General features: G+C 72.0%; 13 protein-coding genes. 8 read left to right on the top strand and 5 right to left on the bottom strand.

The genetic code is table 11. The annotated features are described in order from the left end of the window. Window positions 1-20: 20 nt before the first annotated feature. Window positions 21-2,033 carry a beta-galactosidase gene (locus tag ACTMSW_RS11075; RefSeq protein ID WP_441180449.1) on the bottom strand — a complete coding sequence of 671 codons (2,013 nt, stop codon included), beginning with the start codon at window positions 2,031-2,033 and terminating at the stop codon, window positions 21-23. A gap of 282 nt (window positions 2,034-2,315) precedes the next feature. Between ACTMSW_RS11075 and ACTMSW_RS11070 the strand changes: the two genes are divergently transcribed. The 6 genes from ACTMSW_RS11070 to ACTMSW_RS11045 all read left to right on the top strand — a co-directional run bounded on the left by ACTMSW_RS11070 (window position 2,316) and on the right by ACTMSW_RS11045 (window position 9,569). Next, window positions 2,316-3,644 carry an ABC transporter substrate-binding protein gene (locus ACTMSW_RS11070; protein WP_441180448.1) on the top strand — a complete coding sequence of 443 codons (1,329 nt, stop codon included), beginning with the start codon at window positions 2,316-2,318 and terminating at the stop codon, window positions 3,642-3,644. Between the two features lie 24 nt (window positions 3,645-3,668). Then, entirely contained in the window at window positions 3,669-4,631 is a 963-nt protein-coding gene (locus ACTMSW_RS11065) for a carbohydrate ABC transporter permease (RefSeq protein ID WP_441180447.1), read from the top strand. Continuing rightward, window positions 4,628-5,539: a carbohydrate ABC transporter permease gene (locus ACTMSW_RS11060; RefSeq protein ID WP_441180446.1), complete on the top strand. Its 912-nt coding sequence runs from the start codon at window positions 4,628-4,630 to the stop codon at window positions 5,537-5,539. Before ACTMSW_RS11065 ends, ACTMSW_RS11060 begins: the two co-directional genes overlap by 4 nt. 122 nt (window positions 5,540-5,661) lie before the next feature. Further along, complete coding sequence (locus ACTMSW_RS11055; RefSeq protein WP_441180445.1) at window positions 5,662-7,803, top strand: alpha-galactosidase; 2,142 nt, start codon at window positions 5,662-5,664, stop codon at window positions 7,801-7,803. A gap of 104 nt (window positions 7,804-7,907) precedes the next feature. Then, window positions 7,908-8,309 carry a YciI family protein gene (locus tag ACTMSW_RS11050; protein ID WP_441180444.1) on the top strand — a complete coding sequence of 134 codons (402 nt, stop codon included), beginning with the start codon at window positions 7,908-7,910 and terminating at the stop codon, window positions 8,307-8,309. Window positions 8,310-8,312: 3 nt separating this feature from the next. Further along, window positions 8,313-9,569 carry an RNA polymerase sigma factor gene (locus tag ACTMSW_RS11045; RefSeq protein ID WP_441180639.1) on the top strand — a complete coding sequence of 419 codons (1,257 nt, stop codon included), beginning with the start codon at window positions 8,313-8,315 and terminating at the stop codon, window positions 9,567-9,569. 66 nt (window positions 9,570-9,635) lie between these two features. On the opposite strand, the gene ACTMSW_RS11040 is transcribed toward ACTMSW_RS11045, so the two are convergent. Next, window positions 9,636-10,994 (bottom strand): cellulase family glycosylhydrolase, encoded by a 1,359-nt coding sequence (locus tag ACTMSW_RS11040; RefSeq protein WP_441180443.1) that lies wholly within the window; start codon window positions 10,992-10,994, stop codon window positions 9,636-9,638. Window positions 10,995-11,236: 242 nt separating this feature from the next. On the opposite strand from ACTMSW_RS11040, the gene ACTMSW_RS11035 reads away from it, so the two are divergent. Beyond that, the gene (locus tag ACTMSW_RS11035) at window positions 11,237-12,199 is read left to right on the top strand and encodes a TIGR03557 family F420-dependent LLM class oxidoreductase (RefSeq protein WP_441180442.1); all 963 of its coding nucleotides are present in this window, start codon (window positions 11,237-11,239) and stop codon (window positions 12,197-12,199) included. Then, window positions 12,196-13,053 (top strand): alpha/beta fold hydrolase, encoded by an 858-nt coding sequence (locus ACTMSW_RS11030; RefSeq protein ID WP_441180441.1) that lies wholly within the window; start codon window positions 12,196-12,198, stop codon window positions 13,051-13,053. The genes ACTMSW_RS11035 and ACTMSW_RS11030 overlap by 4 nt, the downstream gene beginning before the upstream one ends. Window positions 13,054-13,192: 139 nt before the next feature. On the opposite strand, the gene ACTMSW_RS11025 is transcribed toward ACTMSW_RS11030, so the two are convergent. The 3 genes from ACTMSW_RS11025 to ACTMSW_RS11015 are packed head-to-tail and all read right to left on the bottom strand — an operon-like array spanning window position 13,193 to window position 16,231. Continuing rightward, window positions 13,193-13,888, bottom strand: coding sequence for a hypothetical protein (locus tag ACTMSW_RS11025; protein WP_441180440.1), 696 nt, complete (start codon window positions 13,886-13,888; stop codon window positions 13,193-13,195). Between the two features lie 38 nt (window positions 13,889-13,926). Beyond that, entirely contained in the window at window positions 13,927-14,733 is an 807-nt protein-coding gene (locus ACTMSW_RS11020) for an endonuclease/exonuclease/phosphatase family protein (RefSeq protein ID WP_441180439.1), read from the bottom strand. Between the two features lie 7 nt (window positions 14,734-14,740). Continuing rightward, window positions 14,741-16,231 carry a phosphatase PAP2 family protein gene (locus ACTMSW_RS11015; RefSeq protein WP_441180438.1) on the bottom strand — a complete coding sequence of 497 codons (1,491 nt, stop codon included), beginning with the start codon at window positions 16,229-16,231 and terminating at the stop codon, window positions 14,741-14,743. Window positions 16,232-16,286: the final 55 nt, after the last annotated feature.

Genomic DNA, 16,286 nt, shown 5'->3' with positions numbered 1-16,286 from the left:
CCGTGGGGAAGGGTAGTCGGTCAGGCCGGATCCGCGGGGCGCGCCACGTCCTCGCGTACCACGGCCACCTCGCCGGGGGCGACGGTCAACTCGCCGGCGCAGGCCGCCCCGGTGAGCAGGTCGGTGCCGGTGACGGCCACCCGCACCGCGGTCCCGGTGTGGTTGACGACGAAGAGCCAGCTGCGGTCGCCGGCCCGGCGCCGGACCACTTCCACCCCCGCCGGGACGTCGGCCACCGGCCGGACGCCGGACTCGGTGACCAGCCGGGCCACCAGCGCGTCGGTGGCGTCGGAGTCGAGGCGGGTGCCGACGTACCAGGCGGCGCCGTCGCCGAAGGCGTGCCGCGTCACCGCCGGCACGCCGGGCAGCGGACCGTCGGCGTACGCGGCGAGCACCTCGGCGCCCTCGGCGTGCAGCCACTCGGTCCACACGTCGGCCGTCGAGCCGTCGTCGAGGTGGACGCGCTCCCCCGTCCGCAGCGGGAAGAACTCCTCGGTACGCACACCGAGCAACTCGCGGAACGCACCCGGGTAGCCGCCGAGGCGGATGTGGTCGTTCTCGTCGACGATGCCGCTGAAGTACGTGACCAGCACGGTGCCGCCGGCGGCCACGTACGCGCGCAGAGCCTCGGCGTGCGCGTCGCGGACCAGGTAGAGGGTCGGAACCAGGACCAGGCGGTAGCGCGACAGGTCGGCCGAGGGGTGCACGACGTCGGCGGTGATCCCGGCCCGGAGGAGCGTGCCGTGCAGGGCGGTGAGCCGGTCGCCGTACGTCACGTCGACACTCGGGTGCGAGTCCAGCTCGGCGCCCCACCAGGCCTCGTAGTCGAAGAGGATCGCCACCTCGGCGTCGACGCGGCTGCCGATCACCTCGGAGATCGCGGCCAGGTCCGCCCCGAGCCGGCACACCTCCCGGAACACCTTGGTGTCGGGACCGGCGTGCGGAAGCAGCGCGGAGTGGAACTTCTCCGCACCGGCGCGGGAGGCCCGCCACTGGAAGAACAGCACCCCGTCGGCACCGCGCGCGACGTGCGCGAGGCTGTTGCGGCGCAGCTGCCCCGGCGTCTTGGCGACGTTGCGGGGCTGCCAGTTGACCGCGCTGGTGGAGTGCTCCATCAGCAGCCAGGGGTCACCACCGGCGACGCCTCGGGTGTGGTCGGCGGCGAGCGCCAGCCCGACGTGGGAGTCCGGGTCGGCGGCGGTGAGGTAGTGGTCGTTGGAGACGACGTCCACATCGGACGCCCACGAGTGGTAGTCCAGGTACTTGATGCCCAGGTTGCCGATCATGAAGTTCGTGGTGACCGGCTGCCGGCCCAGGCGGTCGAGCACGGTCCGCTCGGCGCGCAGCTGGGCCCGCTGCTCGTCGGAGGAGAAGCGCAGGAAGTCGAGCTGCTGGGTGGGGTTGGCGAAGGTCGGGGCAAGCCGGGGCGGGTTCACCTCGGCCCAGTCGCCGTACCGCTGGCTCCAGAACGCGGTGCCCCAGGCGGCGTTGAGGCCGTCCAGGTCGCCGTACCGCTCGCGCAGCCAGTGGCGGAACGCCTCGGCGCTGACGTCGCAGTAGCAGTGCACGTTGTGGCAGCCCAGCTCGTTGGAGACGTGCCACATGACGACGGCCGGGTGCTCGGCGTACCGGGTGGCGACGGCCTCGACCAGGGCGAGCGAACGCTCCCGGAACACCGGTGAGCTGGGGCAGTACGCCTGGCGTCCGCCGGGCCACAGGACCGCGCCGTCGGCGCGGCGGGGCAGGGTCTCGGGGTGCCGGTGGGCGAGCCAGGGCGGCGGACTGGCAGTGGCGGTGGCCAGGTCGACGGCGATCCCGCCGGCGTGCAGCGTGTCGATCGCGCGGTCGAGCCAGCCGAAGTCAAACTCACCGGGGGCCGGCTCCAGCAGCGCCCAGGAGAAGATGCCGACCGACGCCAGGTTCACCCCGGCGCGGCGCATCAGCTCGACGTCCTCGGCCCACGTCGACTCGGGCCACTGCTCGGGGTTGTAGTCGGCGCCGTACCAGATCCGGTCGCCCTGCCATCGCCGCATGGCTGCAGAGCGTGCCCCGACCTGGAAGACAAGTCAACAGTTTCCAACATCGACTTCGTTTCCAACGTTTACCTGATTACAGCCTTGTCACGACTGGGTTATCCGCGCTACCTCCCCCTCTTGACAGCGCCGGAAGGGCGAGTAGTTTCAGGCGCCACTGGCAGTTCGTGTTTGCCAATGTGGATTCGCGATGGATCCGGATGTGGGATCACGGACGGCCGACCCCGCCACTCCTCTGACGGCCCTTGGGCGCAGCGCACCTCTTCTTCCGCAGGAGGCACCATGTCCCGTCCCCGATCCCAAGCCGAGTACCTGGCCCGGCTCGTACCCCCGTCCGTCGCCGGCCTCCGCCGCCGCTCGGTGCTCGCCGGGGCCGCCGGCGGCGCGCTGCTCGGCACCGGCCTGCTCGCCGGCTGCGGCGGCGACTCCGACTCCGGCGGGTCGGGGTCCAAGACGGTGTCGCTCGGGTCGAACCAGTCCGACCCGAAGCCCAAGGAGGTCATCGCCAAGGTCGTCGACGGCTTCCAGACGTCCTCCGGCCTCCAGGTCGCGGTCAACACCGTCGACCACAACACGTACCAGGAGAACATCAACAACTACCTCCAGGGCAAGCCGGACGACGTGTTCATGTGGTTCGCCGGCTACCGGATGCGGTTCTTCGCCGCCAAGGGCCTCGCCGGAGACGTCAGCGACGTCTGGGGCAAGCTCTCCGGGCAGTCGGAGGCGTTCAAGAAGGCGTCCACCGGCGACGACGGCAAGCAGTACTTCGTGCCGTCGTCGTACTACCCGTGGGCGGTCTTCTACCGCAAGTCGGTCTGGCAGCAGAACGGCTACCAGGTGCCGACGACCCTCGACCAGCTCACCGCGCTGTCGGCCGAGATGAAGAAGGACGGCCTCACCCCGATCGCCTTCGCCGACAAGGACGGCTGGCCGGCGATGGGCACCTTCGACATCCTCAACCTGCGGATCAACGGCTACCAGTTCCACGTCGACCTGATGGCCGGCAAGGAGTCCTGGACCTCCGACAAGGTCAAGAAGGTCTTCGACACCTGGCGCGGGCTGCTCCCCCTGCACCAGCCGGACTCCCTCGGCCGGACCTGGCAGGAGGCGGCCCAGTCGCTGCAGCAGAAGAAGAGCGGCATGTACCTGCTCGGCCTCTTCGTTGCCCAGCAGTTCAACGCCGACGAGCAGGACGACCTGGACTTCTTCACCTTCCCGGAGATCGACCCGGCGATCGGGGCCAAGGCCCTGGACGCGCCGATCGACGGCTACATGATGGCGCGCAAGCCCAAGGAGGAGGAGAACGCCAGGAAGATGCTGGAGTACGTCGGCTCGAAGGCCGCGGCGGACATCACGGTCAAGAACGACCCGAGCACCCTCGTCGCCAACACCGAGGCCGACACCAGCGGCTACACCGCGCTGCAGAAGAAGGCCGCCGAACTGGTCGGCTCGGCCACCGAGATCGCGCAGTTCCTGGACCGCGACACCCGCCCCGACTTCGCCTCGACGGTGATCATCCCGGCGATCCAGCAGTTCATCAAGAACCCGGCCGACATCGACGGTCTGGTCAACAGCATCGAGAACCAGAAGAAGTCGATCTTCACTGACTGACGACGGCGAGAGGGGAAGGACATCGTGTCCGACCTGCCCCTGATCCAAGCGGATCGCGCCGTGCCGCCACCGGCCGCGACCACCACCTCCACGGGTGGTGGTCGCGGTCGCCGGCTACGGCTCCTGTCCCGCACCGACCGCGTGGTCATCGCGCTGATGGTGCTCGTACCGCTGCTGCTCGTCGTCGGCCTGGTCTGGCTGCCGTCCGTCGCCACCGTTCTGCTGTCCGGCACCAACTGGGACGGCATCGGCCCGGTCAGCGAGATCGAGTGGGTCGGCGGGCGCAACTACTCCGACGTGGTCAACATCTACCCGCCGTTCGTCCCCGCCGTGCAGAACAACCTGCTCTGGCTGGTGGCGCTCTTCGTGGTGGCCACGCCGATCGGCATGTTCCTGGCCGTTCTGCTGGACAAGGAGATCCGCGGCAGCCGGTTCTACCAGACCGCGCTCTACCTGCCGGTCGTGCTCTCGCTGGCGCTGATCGGCTTCATCTGGCAGCTGATCTACTCCCGCGACCAGGGCCTGCTCAACGCCGTGCTCGGCACGAGCGTCGACTGGTACGGCGACCCGGACGTGAACATCTGGGCGGTGCTGTTCGCCGCCGGCTGGCGGCACGTCGGCTACATCATGCTGCTGTACCTGGCCGGGTTGAAGGGCGTCGACCCGTCGCTGCGGGAGGCCGCCGCGGTGGACGGCGCATCGGAGACCAGCACCTTCTTCAAGGTCGTCTTCCCGGTGATGCGTCCGATCAACATCATCGTGCTGGTGGTGACGGTGATCGAGTCGCTGCGCGCGTTCGACCTGGTGTGGGTCATCAACAAGGGCCGCAACGGGTTGGAGCTGATCTCCGCGCTGGTCACCTCCAACGTGGTGGGCGAGGCCAGCCGGATCGGCTTCGGCTCGGCCCTGGCCACCATCATGCTGGTCGTCTCGCTGCTGTTCATCACCGTCTACCTGGCCACCGTGATGCGGGAGGACCGCCGATGAGCACCGCGACCGTGACCCGCGAGACGACGGACCGGACACCCGCACCGGCGCGGCGGCCCGTGCGGCCGGCGCGGGTGGTGCTGCACCTGTTCCTCGCCGCGGTGGCGGTCGGCTGGCTGTTCCCGATCCTGTGGGCGGTGCTGACCTCCCTGCGGTCCTACGAGTACACCGCCGCCAACGGGTACGTCTCGCTGGGCGGCTGGACCCTGGACAACTACGTCACCGCCTGGCAGACCGCCGAGTTCGGCAAGCACTTCCTGAACTCGGCGTACATCACGGTGCCGGCCGTGCTGTTGACGCTCTTCCTCGCCTCGATGGTGGCGTTCGTCATCGCCCGGTTCAGCTGGAAGACCAACATCGTCCTGCTCGGCCTGTTCACCGCGGCGAACCTGCTGCCCCAGCAGGCTCTGCTGATCCCGCTGTTCCGGCTCTTCACCCAGGTGCCGTTGCCGGCGTTCATGAGCGACTCGGAGCTGCTCTACGACAGCTACTGGGGGCTCATCCTGGTCAACGTCGCCTTCCAGTGCGGATTCTGCGTGTTCGTCCTCAGCAACTACATGAAGGCGCTGCCCCGGGACCTGTACGAGGCGGCGATGGTCGACGGGGCGAGCATCTGGCGGCAGTACTGGCAGGTCACGATGCCGCTGTGCCGGCCCGCCCTGGCGGCCCTGGCGACGCTGGAGGTGACCTGGATCTACAACGAGTTCTTCTGGGCCACCGTGCTCATGCGCACCGGCGACAAGTTCCCCGTCACCAGCTCGCTGAACAACCTGCGTGGCGAGTTCTTCACCGACAACAACCTGGTCTCGGCCGGCTCGGTGCTGGTCGCGATCCCCACCCTGGTGATCTTCTTCCTGCTGCAGAAGCAGTTCGTCCGGGGGCTCACCCTGGGCGCGTCAAAGGGCTGAGGGCCGGCGCCGCCGCCACGGACATCTCCACGAGCGATATGCCTGTCAGGCATGAATATGACTGGCAGGCATATCGCTCACCGCTCTCATACCCCTCCGGATCCCGCCGAGAGATGATGCCCATGCCGATCCCGACCATCGTCCACCTGCGCCGCGCGCGGACCAGCCTGGTGCTCGACGCGCGCGGCGCCGGACTCCCCCGCGTCGTGCACTGGGGCGCCGACCTCGGCCCGATGCCGCCCGGCGACCTGCCCGCCCTGGTCGACGCGACCGTCCCACCGGTGGTGCCGAGCAGCTTCGACGCTCCGACCGTGCTGTCGGTGCTGCCCGAGGCGGGCGCCGGCTGGAGTGGGCGTCCGGCGTTGGCCGGGCACCGCGACGGCGCCGCCTGGTCCACCGCCTTCCGCCTGGACGGGCTGGACGTCGACGACCCGGCGGAGGGGCCCGCCCGGGTCACCGTCCGGGCCGTCGACGGCGACGCGCAGCTGTCGCTGACCGTCGAGATCGAACTCGACCCGACCGGCCTGCTGCTGCTGCGCCACCGGCTGCGCAACGACGGCGTCACCCCGTACGAGCTGCGGGAGCTGGCCCCCGTCCTGCCGGTGCCGGCGGTCGCCACCGAGCTGCTCGACCTGACCGGCCGGTGGTGCCGGGAGCGGAGCCCGCAGCGGCACCCGTGGCCGATGGGCACCTGGGTACGGGAGGGCCGGCACGGGCGGACCGGGCACGACGCGACCCTGCTCCTGGTCGCCGGGACCGCCGGATTCGGCTTCGGCCACGGCGAGGTGTGGGCGGTGCACACCGCGTGGAGCGGTGACCACGTGACGTTCGCCGAACGGCGGCCCACCGGGGAGTCCACCCTGGGCGGCGGGGAGCTGGTCGCCCCCGGCGAGGTGGTCCTCGGCCCCGGCGCCGAGTACGCCACCCCCCACCTCTACGCCGTCTTCTCCGCCGCCGGCCTGGACGGGCTGAGCGACGTCCTGCACAGCCACCTGCGGGCCCGCCCGACCCACCCGCGTACGCCCCGGCCGGTCACCCTCAACGTGTGGGAGGCGGTCTACTTCGACCACGACCTGGCGCGGCTGACCGCCCTGGCCGACCACGCGGCCGAGGTCGGGGTGGAGCGGTTCGTCCTCGACGACGGCTGGTTCCGGGGCCGACGGCACGACCGGGCGGGGCTCGGCGACTGGTTCGTCGACACCGACGTCTGGCCGGACGGGCTGCACCCGCTGATCGACCACGTCACCGGGCGGGGGCTCCAGTTCGGGCTCTGGGTCGAGCCGGAGATGGTGAACCCCGACTCGGAGACGTTCCGCGCCCACCCGGAGTGGGTGCTGTCGGTGCCCGGTCGGTTCCCGCCGGAGTGGCGACACCAGCAGGTGCTCGACCTCGCCCACCCGGACGCGTACGCGTACCTGCTCGGGCGGCTGGACGCCATCCTCACCGAGCATCCCGGGATCAGCTACCTCAAGTGGGACCACAACCGGGACCTCACCGAGGCGGGCCACCACGGCCGTCCCGGGGTGCACGAGCAGACCCTCGCGGTCTACCGGCTCCTCGACGAGCTGCGGGCCCGCCACCCGGAGGTGGAGATCGAGAGCTGCGCCTCCGGCGGCGCCCGGGTGGACCTGGAGATCCTGCGGCGTACCGACCGGGTCTGGGCCAGCGACTGCAACGACGCCCTGGAACGGCTGGCCATCCAGCGCTGGACCGGACTGCTGCTGCCACCCGAGCTGGTCGGCACGCACGTCGGGCCGGAGCGCTCGCACACCACCCACCGGGTGCACGACCTCGGCTTCCGGGCCGCCACCGCGCTCTTCGGCCACCACGGCATCGAGTGGGACATCGGTGCGATCAGCGCCGAGGAGCGCCGCGAGCTGGCCGCGTGGGTCGCGCTGCACAAGCGGCTCCGGCCGCTGCTGCACGCCGGGCGGGTGGTCCGGGTCGACCACCCGGACCCGGCCGTCTGGGCGCACGGCGTGGTCGCGCACGACGGTTCCCGAGCGGTGTACGCGGTGGCGCGGCTGGCCACGTCGGTGGCCCAGGTGCCCGGGCCGGTCCGCCTGCCCGGCCTGGCCCCGCGGCGACGGTACGCGGTGCGCCCGGCGGTGGGCGTACCGGAACCGGCGGTCCTCCAGATGACCGAACCCGGTTGGGGGGCGGAGACCACGCTGGGCGGGACGGTGCTGGCCACCGTGGGCCTCCAGATGCCCGCCCTGCACCCCGAGCAGACCCTGCTGCTGGAGGTCACCGCGGTCGACTGAGATTTCCGGGAGATTTTTCCGGCGCGGATGTCGAGAACCGGTGCGCCGGCTTCTACCAACGGGTGAGAGCACCGAGGATGGTGCCCAGTCGTGAGGAGCCAGACATGAAGTACATGTTGCTGATGCAGTTCAGCGCCGCCGGTACCGACTTCCCTTCGATCGACACCTGGACGCCCGAGGAGATCCGGGCGCACATCGGGTTCATGGGCGAGGTCAACGAGAAGCTGGTCGCCGACGGCGAGTGGGTCGACGGGCAGGGTCTCGCCGGCCCCGCCCAGGCGAAGATCGTCCGCGCGGGCGCCGACGGCACCCCGGTCGTGACCGAGGGGCCGTTCGCGGAGACCAAGGAGTTCCTCGCCGGCTTCTGGATCGTGGACTGCGAGACCCCGCAGCGCGCGGTCGAGATCGCCGCGCACATCTCCACCGCGCCCGGCCCGGGCGGACGTCCGCTGAACATGCCGATCGAGGTGCACCCCGTCATGTCGGCCCCGCCGCAGGAGATGTGACGCCTGGCCACCGCCGGCCCCACCGCCGAGGACCTGCTGCGCGAGTTGGCGCCGCAGGTCCTCGGCGTGCTCGCCCGTCGGTTCGGCGACTTCGCCACCGCCGAGGACGCTGTGCAGGAGGCCCTGCTGGCGGCGACGACGCAGTGGCCCGTCGAGGGGCTGCCGGACAACCCGCGCGGCTGGCTCACGCAGGTCGCGTACCGGCGGATGGTCGAACTGGTCCGGGCCGAGACGGCCCGGCGGCGGCGGGAGGACCTGGCCGCGCGACGCGAGACGGACGACCGGCGCGCCGCGCCGGCGGCCGACGAGGACCTGACCGCGTCGCGCGACGACACCCTCGTGCTGCTGTTCCTCTGCGCCCACCCGGCCCTGACAGCGGCGTCGGCGATCGCGCTCACCCTGCGTGCGGTGGGTGGCCTGACCACCGCCGAGATCGCGCACGCATTCCTGGTGCCGGAGGCCACCATGGCGCAGCGGATCAGCCGCGCCAAGCAGCGGATCCGCGCCTCCGGCGTCGGCTTCGTGATGCCCGATCCCGCCGACCGGGACCGGCGGTTGGCGTCGGTGCTGCACGTGCTCTACCTGATCTTCACCGAGGGGCACACCGCCAGCGCCGGCGCGGACCTGCGCCGGGTCGATCTCGCCGAGGAGGCCATCCGCCTGGCCCGTCAGGTGCACGCGCTGCTGCCCCACGACAGCGAGGTCGCCGCGCTGCTGGCGCTGATGCTGCTGACCGAGGCGCGGGCGGCCGCCCGTACCGGCCCGTCCGGCGAGCTGATCTCCCTCGCCGACCAGGACCGGAGCCGCTGGGACGTCGCCGCGATCGCCGAGGGGACGGCGCTGGTCACCCGGGCGATGACGCGCGGGCCGGTCGGGCCGTACCAGGTGCAGGCCGCCATCGCGGCGCTGCACGACGAGGCGCCGAGCGCCGGGGAGACCGACTGGCCACAGATCCGCGCGCTCTACGGGGTGCTGGAACGCCTCTCCGACAACCCGTTGGTGCAGCTCAACAAGGCCGTCGCGACAGCCATGGTGGACGGTCCGGCTGCGGGGCTGGCTGCCGTCGACGCGGTCGCCGACGACCCGCGTCTGGTCCGGCACCACCGCGTCGACGCGGTCCGGGCGCACCTGCACGAGATGGCCGGCGACCGGGAGCGGGCGGTCACCCACTACCGGGCGGCAGCGCACGCCACGACGAGTGTGCCCGAGCAGCGCTACCTGCTGATGCGTGCCGCCCGCGTGCCTGCCGACCGCCGGTGAGTGAGGGGTCTCCCGTCCGACGGTGGCCGGGTCCGCGCGGACCCGGCCACCGGTGTACGACGGGCCTCAGCTCGCGGTGCAGCTCACCGCGGGCCGGGCGTTGGTGCCGTTCCCACTGGCGATGAAGCCGAAGCTGGTGCTGGCGCCGGCACCGAGCCGGCCGTTGTAGTCGACGTTGCGGGCGGTGTACGTCGAGCCGGAGGCGCTGACCGTGGCGTTCCAGGACTGGCTGACCGTCTGGCCGTTGGCGAACGTCCAGCGGGTCGTCCAACCGGTGATCGCGGAGGAACCGGCGGTCACCCGCACCTCACCCTGGAAGCCGCCCGGCCAGGAGTTGACCACGCTGTACGTGGCCGTGCAGCCGGCGCTCGGCGGCGGCGTGGTGGGGGGTGGAGTGGTCGGCGGCGGGGTCGTGGGCGGCGGCGTGGTCGGCGGGGCGGTGCCGAAGACGGTCGCCTCCTTCGCGGTCTGCCGGATCCCGTTGGTGCCGTTGAAGAGACGCTGACCCCAGCTCGTCAGGCGGGCCGGGTCGAAGGCGGTGGCCAGGTCCAGGTACTCGACGCCGCCGCCGTTGCCGCTCCACGACCAGCCCAGCCAGCCGATCCCGTTGGCCTGGCTGTACGACAGGATCGTGTCCTCGTCCGGGTTGCCGTCGGAGTGGTCGAAGCCGAACTCGCCGACCACGATGGGCAGGCCCGCGCTGCGGAAGCGGCCCAGGTAGTCGGTGATCTCCGCGGCGGTGTCGAAGACGCCGTACATGTGGATGGAGAAGACGGTGTTGCGGTCCGGGTCGGCGGCGAACACCGTCGACGCGTTGTCGCGCATGGTGAAGGACCAGTCCTGGCCCCAGTTGGGCGCGTCGACCATGATCGTGTGGTCGAGGCCGGCGGTCCGCAGCCGCTTGACGGCGTTGGACGTGTCGGTCGCCCAGGAGCCGTAGTTCTGGTTGCCGTACGGCTCGTTGCCGATGTTGACGATGACGTACTTCTCCTGGCCGGACAGGACGTCGGCGATGCTCAGCCAGTAGTCGACCGCCCGGTCCAGGGTGATCGCGCCGCTCTGCTCGCCGTAGCCGGTGGTGTCGTGCACCTCCAGCACACAGATGAGCCGGTTGGCCTTGCACAGCGCGATGACGTTGGCGACGTCGGCGTTGCCGTTACGGGTCCACCGGTCGCCGCTGGAGAGCACCACCCGTACGGTGTTCGCGCCGAGCGCCTTGACGTTGGCGAAGGAACTGGTCTGCTGCGGGTACCAGGTGTGGGCGTGGTTGACCCCACGCATGATGAACTCTGTGCCTCCCGCGTCGTAGAGCTTGCCGTTCGCCACCGAGAAACCGGTTGCCGCGCGCGCGGGCTGGCCGAACGCCAGGACGCCGACGAGCAGCGCCAGCAGCACCGCGGCGACGGCGGTCAGTCGTGTCTTCATGGTCTTCCTCACCGAGGGTCCCCCGCTGCCCGGGCGGGGTGGGGACGTCACGAACGGCGACGGCTGCAGCCCGACAGCCGTCACCGGGCTCCCGGCGACGCAGGAATCAGCGTAGGCCGATGGATCCTCCCGACGCAATGAACCGGTTAAGGAAACCGCGGCCGATCGGGACGCCAGGGTTGGCGGACGCCTCCCGGGGTATCCGGTGATGATCCGCCCGCCCGGGGAAGGGGAGCAGAACCATGGTCAACGTCGGCTACACCCTGATGTGCGAGCAGGCCGGTCCGAAGGAACTGGTCGACTACGCGGTGCGCGCGGAGGCGGCCGGCTTCGACCACCTCGTCATGTCCGACCACTACTACCCGTGGCTGGACTCGCAGGGCCACTCCCCGTACGCCTGGTCGGTGCTCGGCGCGGTCGCCCACGCGACCAGCCGGGCCGAGCTGATGTCGTTCGTGACCTGCCCGATCCGGCGGTACCACCCGGCGGTGGTGGCGCAGAAGGCGAGCACCGTCGGCGTGCTGTCCGACGGCCGGTTCACCCTCGGCCTGGGCGCCGGGGAGAACCTCAACGAGCACGTGGTCGGTGGCTGGCCGCACGTCGAGCAGCGGCACGAGATGTTCGAGGAGGCACTCCAGATCATCCGCCCGCTGCTCAACGGCGAGACGTTGACCTTCTCCGGCAACCACTACGACGTGCCCGACGCGTACGTCTGGGACCGGCCGGAGCAGCCGGTGCCGATGGCCATCGCCGCGTCCGGCCGGCAGTCGGCCACTCTCGCCGCCGAGTACGCCGACGGCATCGTCGCCACCGACCCGCTGCCCCACCTGATCGAGATGTACGAGGAGGCCGGCGGCGCCGGTCGCCCCCGCTACGGGCAGGTGGCCATCTGCTACGGCCCGGACGAGGCGGAGTGCCGCAAGATCGCGCACGACCAGTTCCGGTGGTTCGGGCTGGGCTGGAAGGTCAACGCCGACCTTCCCGGGCCGGACGCCTTCGCCGCCGCGACCCAGTTCGTCCGCGAGGAGGACGTCGCGCAGGGCATCTCCTGCGGGCCGGACGTGGACCGGCACGTCGAGGCGGTCAAGAAGTTCGTCGACGCCGGCTTCACCCACGTCGCGGTCGTCCAGGTCGGCGGCGACAGTCAGCCGATGTTCCTGGACTGGGCGCAGGAGCAGCTGCTGCCGCAGCTGCGAGAGCTGTGAAGCCGTCCCTGCTGCGCCGGCCGCGCACCACCGCGGCCGGCCGCTTCGGGCCGGCCGAGCTCCGGCTCACCCTGGCCGCACCCCGGCCCGCGGCCGGGCTGACCAGCGAGTGGCACCTGGTGGACGGGGTGCGGACGCACACCCGGCGCACCGCCGATCCCGGCACCGGCGCACCGCCCGTGGTGCTGGTGCACGGACTGGCGGTCTCCCACCGGTACCTCACCCCGCTGGCCGTCGCGCTCAGCGACACCCACCCGGTGTACGTGCCCGACCTGCCCGGCTTCGGGCTGAGCGAACGGCCCGGCACGGCGTACGACGTGCGGCGGCACGCCGACCACCTGGCGGCCTGGCTGTCCGCGTACCGTCTGCCGCCGGCCTGCCTGGTCGGCCACTCCTTCGGCGCGGAGGTCGTGGCGGCGACGGCCGCCCGACACCCCGACGCGGTCCGCGCCGTGGTCCTGGCGGGGCCCACCAGCGACCCGGCGGCCCGCTCGCGGCGCGGACAGTTCGGCCGCTGGCTGGTGGACACGCTGGTCGAGGCGCCCCTGCAGGCGCCGATCCTGCTCCGTGACGTGTGGGACGCACGTCCGTGGCGGGTGTACGCGACGCTCACCCACTCGGTACGCAACTCCATCGAGGAGGATCTGGTGCGGATCTCCGCGCCCACCCTGGTGGTCACCGGCTCGCGGGACCCCGTCGTGCCACCCGGCTGGCGGTCGCAGGTGACCCGGCTCGTCCCCGACGCCCGGGACCTGGTGGTGCCCCGGGCGGCGCACAACGTCCTGACCACCGCTCCCGGCCCGGTGGCCGACGCGGTCCGCCGGCTCCTCGCCCTCTCCCTGACGAACGGATGATCACATGCGCATCGGCAACACGGAGATCCGTCCGGCCGGCGGCGGCCTCGGCTGCCTCCTGATGATCCTGTTCTCGGTGGTCGCCTCGATCGTGCTGACCGTCCTGCTCAACCTGGTCCTCTAGCGCCGGAACGGACCGTCAGGGGCGACGGACGCCGAAGGCGGCCAGCACCTCACGGGTGGTGGCGCGGACCGGGTCGACGACCGTACGCCGCACCCAGGCCCCCATCGGGGAGACGGTTGCCCGCCAGGCAGCGGCGAGCGCCCGGCCCACCGGTGCCACGCCGTGCCGCCACACCCGGGCCACGCCGTGGACGACCGGCCGCAGCGTCACCACGTGGATCCACCACAGCAGGCGACCGGCGGCCCACCACGCCCAGCGTGCCCCGGCCCACAGCACCCGCCCCAGGACGAGGCCGGCGCGACCCAGCCCCCGCCCGAGCGCAGCCAGGACGGCGACGAGCAGGCGGCCGACCGGCGCGAGCACGTGGCCCAACCAGCTCAGCGGCCGCTGGAGCAGGTGGTACGCCAACCACGCCAGCGGGATCCAGACCAGTCTGCGGGCCAGCCAGCCCAGCGCCCGGCCGAGCCACACCAGGGGCATCCAGATCAGCTGCCGCAGCAGCCAGGCCAGAGGCACCAGGAACCAGCGGGCCAGGAACCGCCCCACCGGGCCGATCAACCAGCGGTCCGCCAACCGGGCGCCCGCCACGAGCAACTCCCACAGCACGCGGATCGGCAGCACCACCACCAGCGCGACGCCCCGGACGACCGCGACCACCGGCGGCGGCGCGGGAGGGGCCTCCCGGGCCACGGGACCCGGCGCGTCGATCACGGGCACACCGTAGCCGGCGACCGCAAGCGCGCCGGGGATCAGGCGGCGTCCAGGTCCAGGTCCGCGACGACCGGGTAGTGGTCGGAGGCCACGTCCGCGGCACCGCCCCGGACCACCCGCACCGACCGCGTGAGCGGGACGACCGGCGCAGTGGCGAGCAGGTAGTCCAGCCGGGCCCCGACGAACTCCGTTCCGCCGTGCCGGGTCGGCACGGTCCGCCCGTCCGCCTCGGCCGCGTCACCGGCGCGGGCGGCCCAGAGGTCCACCAGGCCGGCGTCGAGCAGGCGGGACACCGCCCGGGTGTCGACCGTACGGCGGTCGCGGCGCAGGTGCCGGCGGCGGTAGAACATCGGCATGGTGGCCAGCCGCTCGGCGTGATCGGACGCCGGGTCCAGGGTGTTCAGGTCGCCGCCGAGCAGGGCCAGGGAGTCGCGGCTCCGGCGTACGGCAGCCGCCAGCCAGTCGGCCTCCGTCCGCCGCCGCCCACCGGAGTACGGGTACAGATGGGTGCTGAGGACGGTCATCGGCCCCGCCGACGTGGCCACCCGTACCCGGGCGGCGGCGTGGTGGAACGGACGGCGTACCCGGCCGGCGTCCAGCACCCGCAGCGGCGGTCGGACCAGCACCGCCACCGGCTGCCCGAAGCACGCCCGGGCCAGGTGGGAATGCATCCCCACCCGGCCCGCGAACCCGCCGAGCATGTCCCCCCGGTCGAAGCCCCGCAGCTCCTGCAGCAGGAGCAGGTCGGGCCGCAGGTCGGTGACGACCCCGACGATCGCGTCGGTGCGGTCGCCGCCCGCGTCCCGGCCGCCGGTCCGGATGTTCCAGGTCATCACCCGCAGCATCGTCGGCTCAGTCCGGCCGGCCGGCTTTGACCAGCTCGTCGTCGAGGGTGCCCACACCCCCGGACCCGATGCTGGGCCGGTTGCCCTCGCGCAGGTCCTCGTTGGGGCGGACCACCCAGTAGAGCAGGCCCACCCACAGCGCGGTGAGGATGATCGCGCCCATGAAGTCGGTCGGGTGGTGCATGCCCCGGTACATCCGGGAGATCGCCACGCCGGTCGGCATGATCACCGCGAGCGCCACGAAGATCCACCGCCACCACCGGTCGGTACGCGGGAAGACGATCAGCGCGATCGCCGTCCACAGGCACAGCGTCGCGGCGATGTGCCCGGACGGGAAGGACGAGGTGGGCATCGGCCCGTCCAGGTTCCCGACCGGCGGGCGGGGCCGGTCCACCGCGGCGGCCGTGGCGAGGAAGAGGCTCAGCTCGCCGAACATGGTCAACGCCACGAACAGCACCGGCCGCCAGCGCCGCCACACCGCCAGCACCAGAGGGCAGAAGATCAGCGAGACGAGCAGGATGGCGTGGGTGTCGCCGGCCTTGCTCCACCAGTAGCTGACGTCGTCCCACGACGGGGTGCGGTGGTCGGCGAACCAGCGCGGCACGTCGGTGTCCAGCGTCGCGAAGAAGGTGCCACCGGCGTGGTAGCTGACGAACAGGCCGAACCCGTACAGCGCGCCGAGGATCAACACCCAGCCGACCAGCAGCTCGAACACCGCGGCCCGGGGGTGCGGCAGCAGGTGCGCCTCGTCCGGCGCCGGCGCCACGTCGTGCGCGGCCTCCGGCTCCAGGCCCTCAGTCAGCGCCGGGACCCGCCGGCCCCGCTCCAGCCGCCACAGGCGGAAGGCGTACGCGGTGACGCCCAGCCATGCGGCGCCCAGCAGCCAGGCGCCCAGCACGTCGGAGACGAAGTGCACGCCCAGCGCGATGCGGGTCAGTCCGATCGCGAAGACGACCAGGCCGACCAGCGCGATCGCCGGCCGGCGCCAGCGGGGCCGGAGGGCGGGGAGGAAGACCAGCAGCAGCGCACCGTACGCGACGAACGACCCGAGCGCGTGGCCGCTCGGGAAGCTCTGCCCGGCGTAGCTGCCGATCGGCACCTCCACCTCCGGACGGAGCCGGTCGACCAGCGTCTTGACCGCCGGGTCGAGGATCAGCGCGCCCACCCCGGCGATGATGAGGAACACCGCGAGCCGGCCCTGCCGGCGGATCAGCAGGCCGATCACCGCCACCGACACCAGCCAGAGGATGACCGCCCGGCCGCCGAGGTCGGTCAGCGCGTTGAGCACCGTCACCAGTGCGCCGTGCGGCGCGATCTGGTCGTTGAGCCACTGCGCCACGCCGTGGTCGATGTCGTAGAGCGGACTCCACCGCACTCGTACCAGCACGAGCAGCAGACCGAAGCCCACTCCGCCACCGAGCACGATCGCCAGACCGGCGAGCGTCCGCTCGGTGAAGTGACCCAGGGGTCGCCGCACCACATCCTTGACCGTGCCCACGACAGCCTCCCTCTCTCTGGCGTGCCGCTTTACCCGATCGGCGCTTCGCGTACAC

It is taken from the genome of Micromonospora sp. BQ11, from assembly GCF_052068135.1.
GTDB lineage: Bacteria > Actinomycetota > Actinomycetes > Mycobacteriales > Micromonosporaceae > Micromonospora.
This window is presented reverse-complemented; position numbering and strand designations above follow the sequence as displayed.

Bases quoted from the DNA above. Each gene is read 5' to 3' on its own strand.
- ACTMSW_RS11075 (WP_441180449.1), bottom strand. From the start codon at position 2,033: ATGCGGCGATGGCAGGGCGACCGGATCTGGTACGGCGCCGACTACAAC.
- ACTMSW_RS11070 (WP_441180448.1), top strand. From the start codon at position 2,316: ATGTCCCGTCCCCGATCCCAAGCCGAGTACCTGGCCCGGCTCGTACCC.
- ACTMSW_RS11060 (WP_441180446.1), top strand. From the start codon at position 4,628: ATGAGCACCGCGACCGTGACCCGCGAGACGACGGACCGGACACCCGCA.
- ACTMSW_RS11055 (WP_441180445.1), top strand. From the start codon at position 5,662: ATGCCGATCCCGACCATCGTCCACCTGCGCCGCGCGCGGACCAGCCTG.
- ACTMSW_RS11050 (WP_441180444.1), top strand. From the start codon at position 7,908: ATGAAGTACATGTTGCTGATGCAGTTCAGCGCCGCCGGTACCGACTTC.
- ACTMSW_RS11040 (WP_441180443.1), bottom strand. From the start codon at position 10,994: ATGAAGACACGACTGACCGCCGTCGCCGCGGTGCTGCTGGCGCTGCTC.
- ACTMSW_RS11035 (WP_441180442.1), top strand. From the start codon at position 11,237: ATGGTCAACGTCGGCTACACCCTGATGTGCGAGCAGGCCGGTCCGAAG.
- ACTMSW_RS11020 (WP_441180439.1), bottom strand. From the start codon at position 14,733: ATGCTGCGGGTGATGACCTGGAACATCCGGACCGGCGGCCGGGACGCG.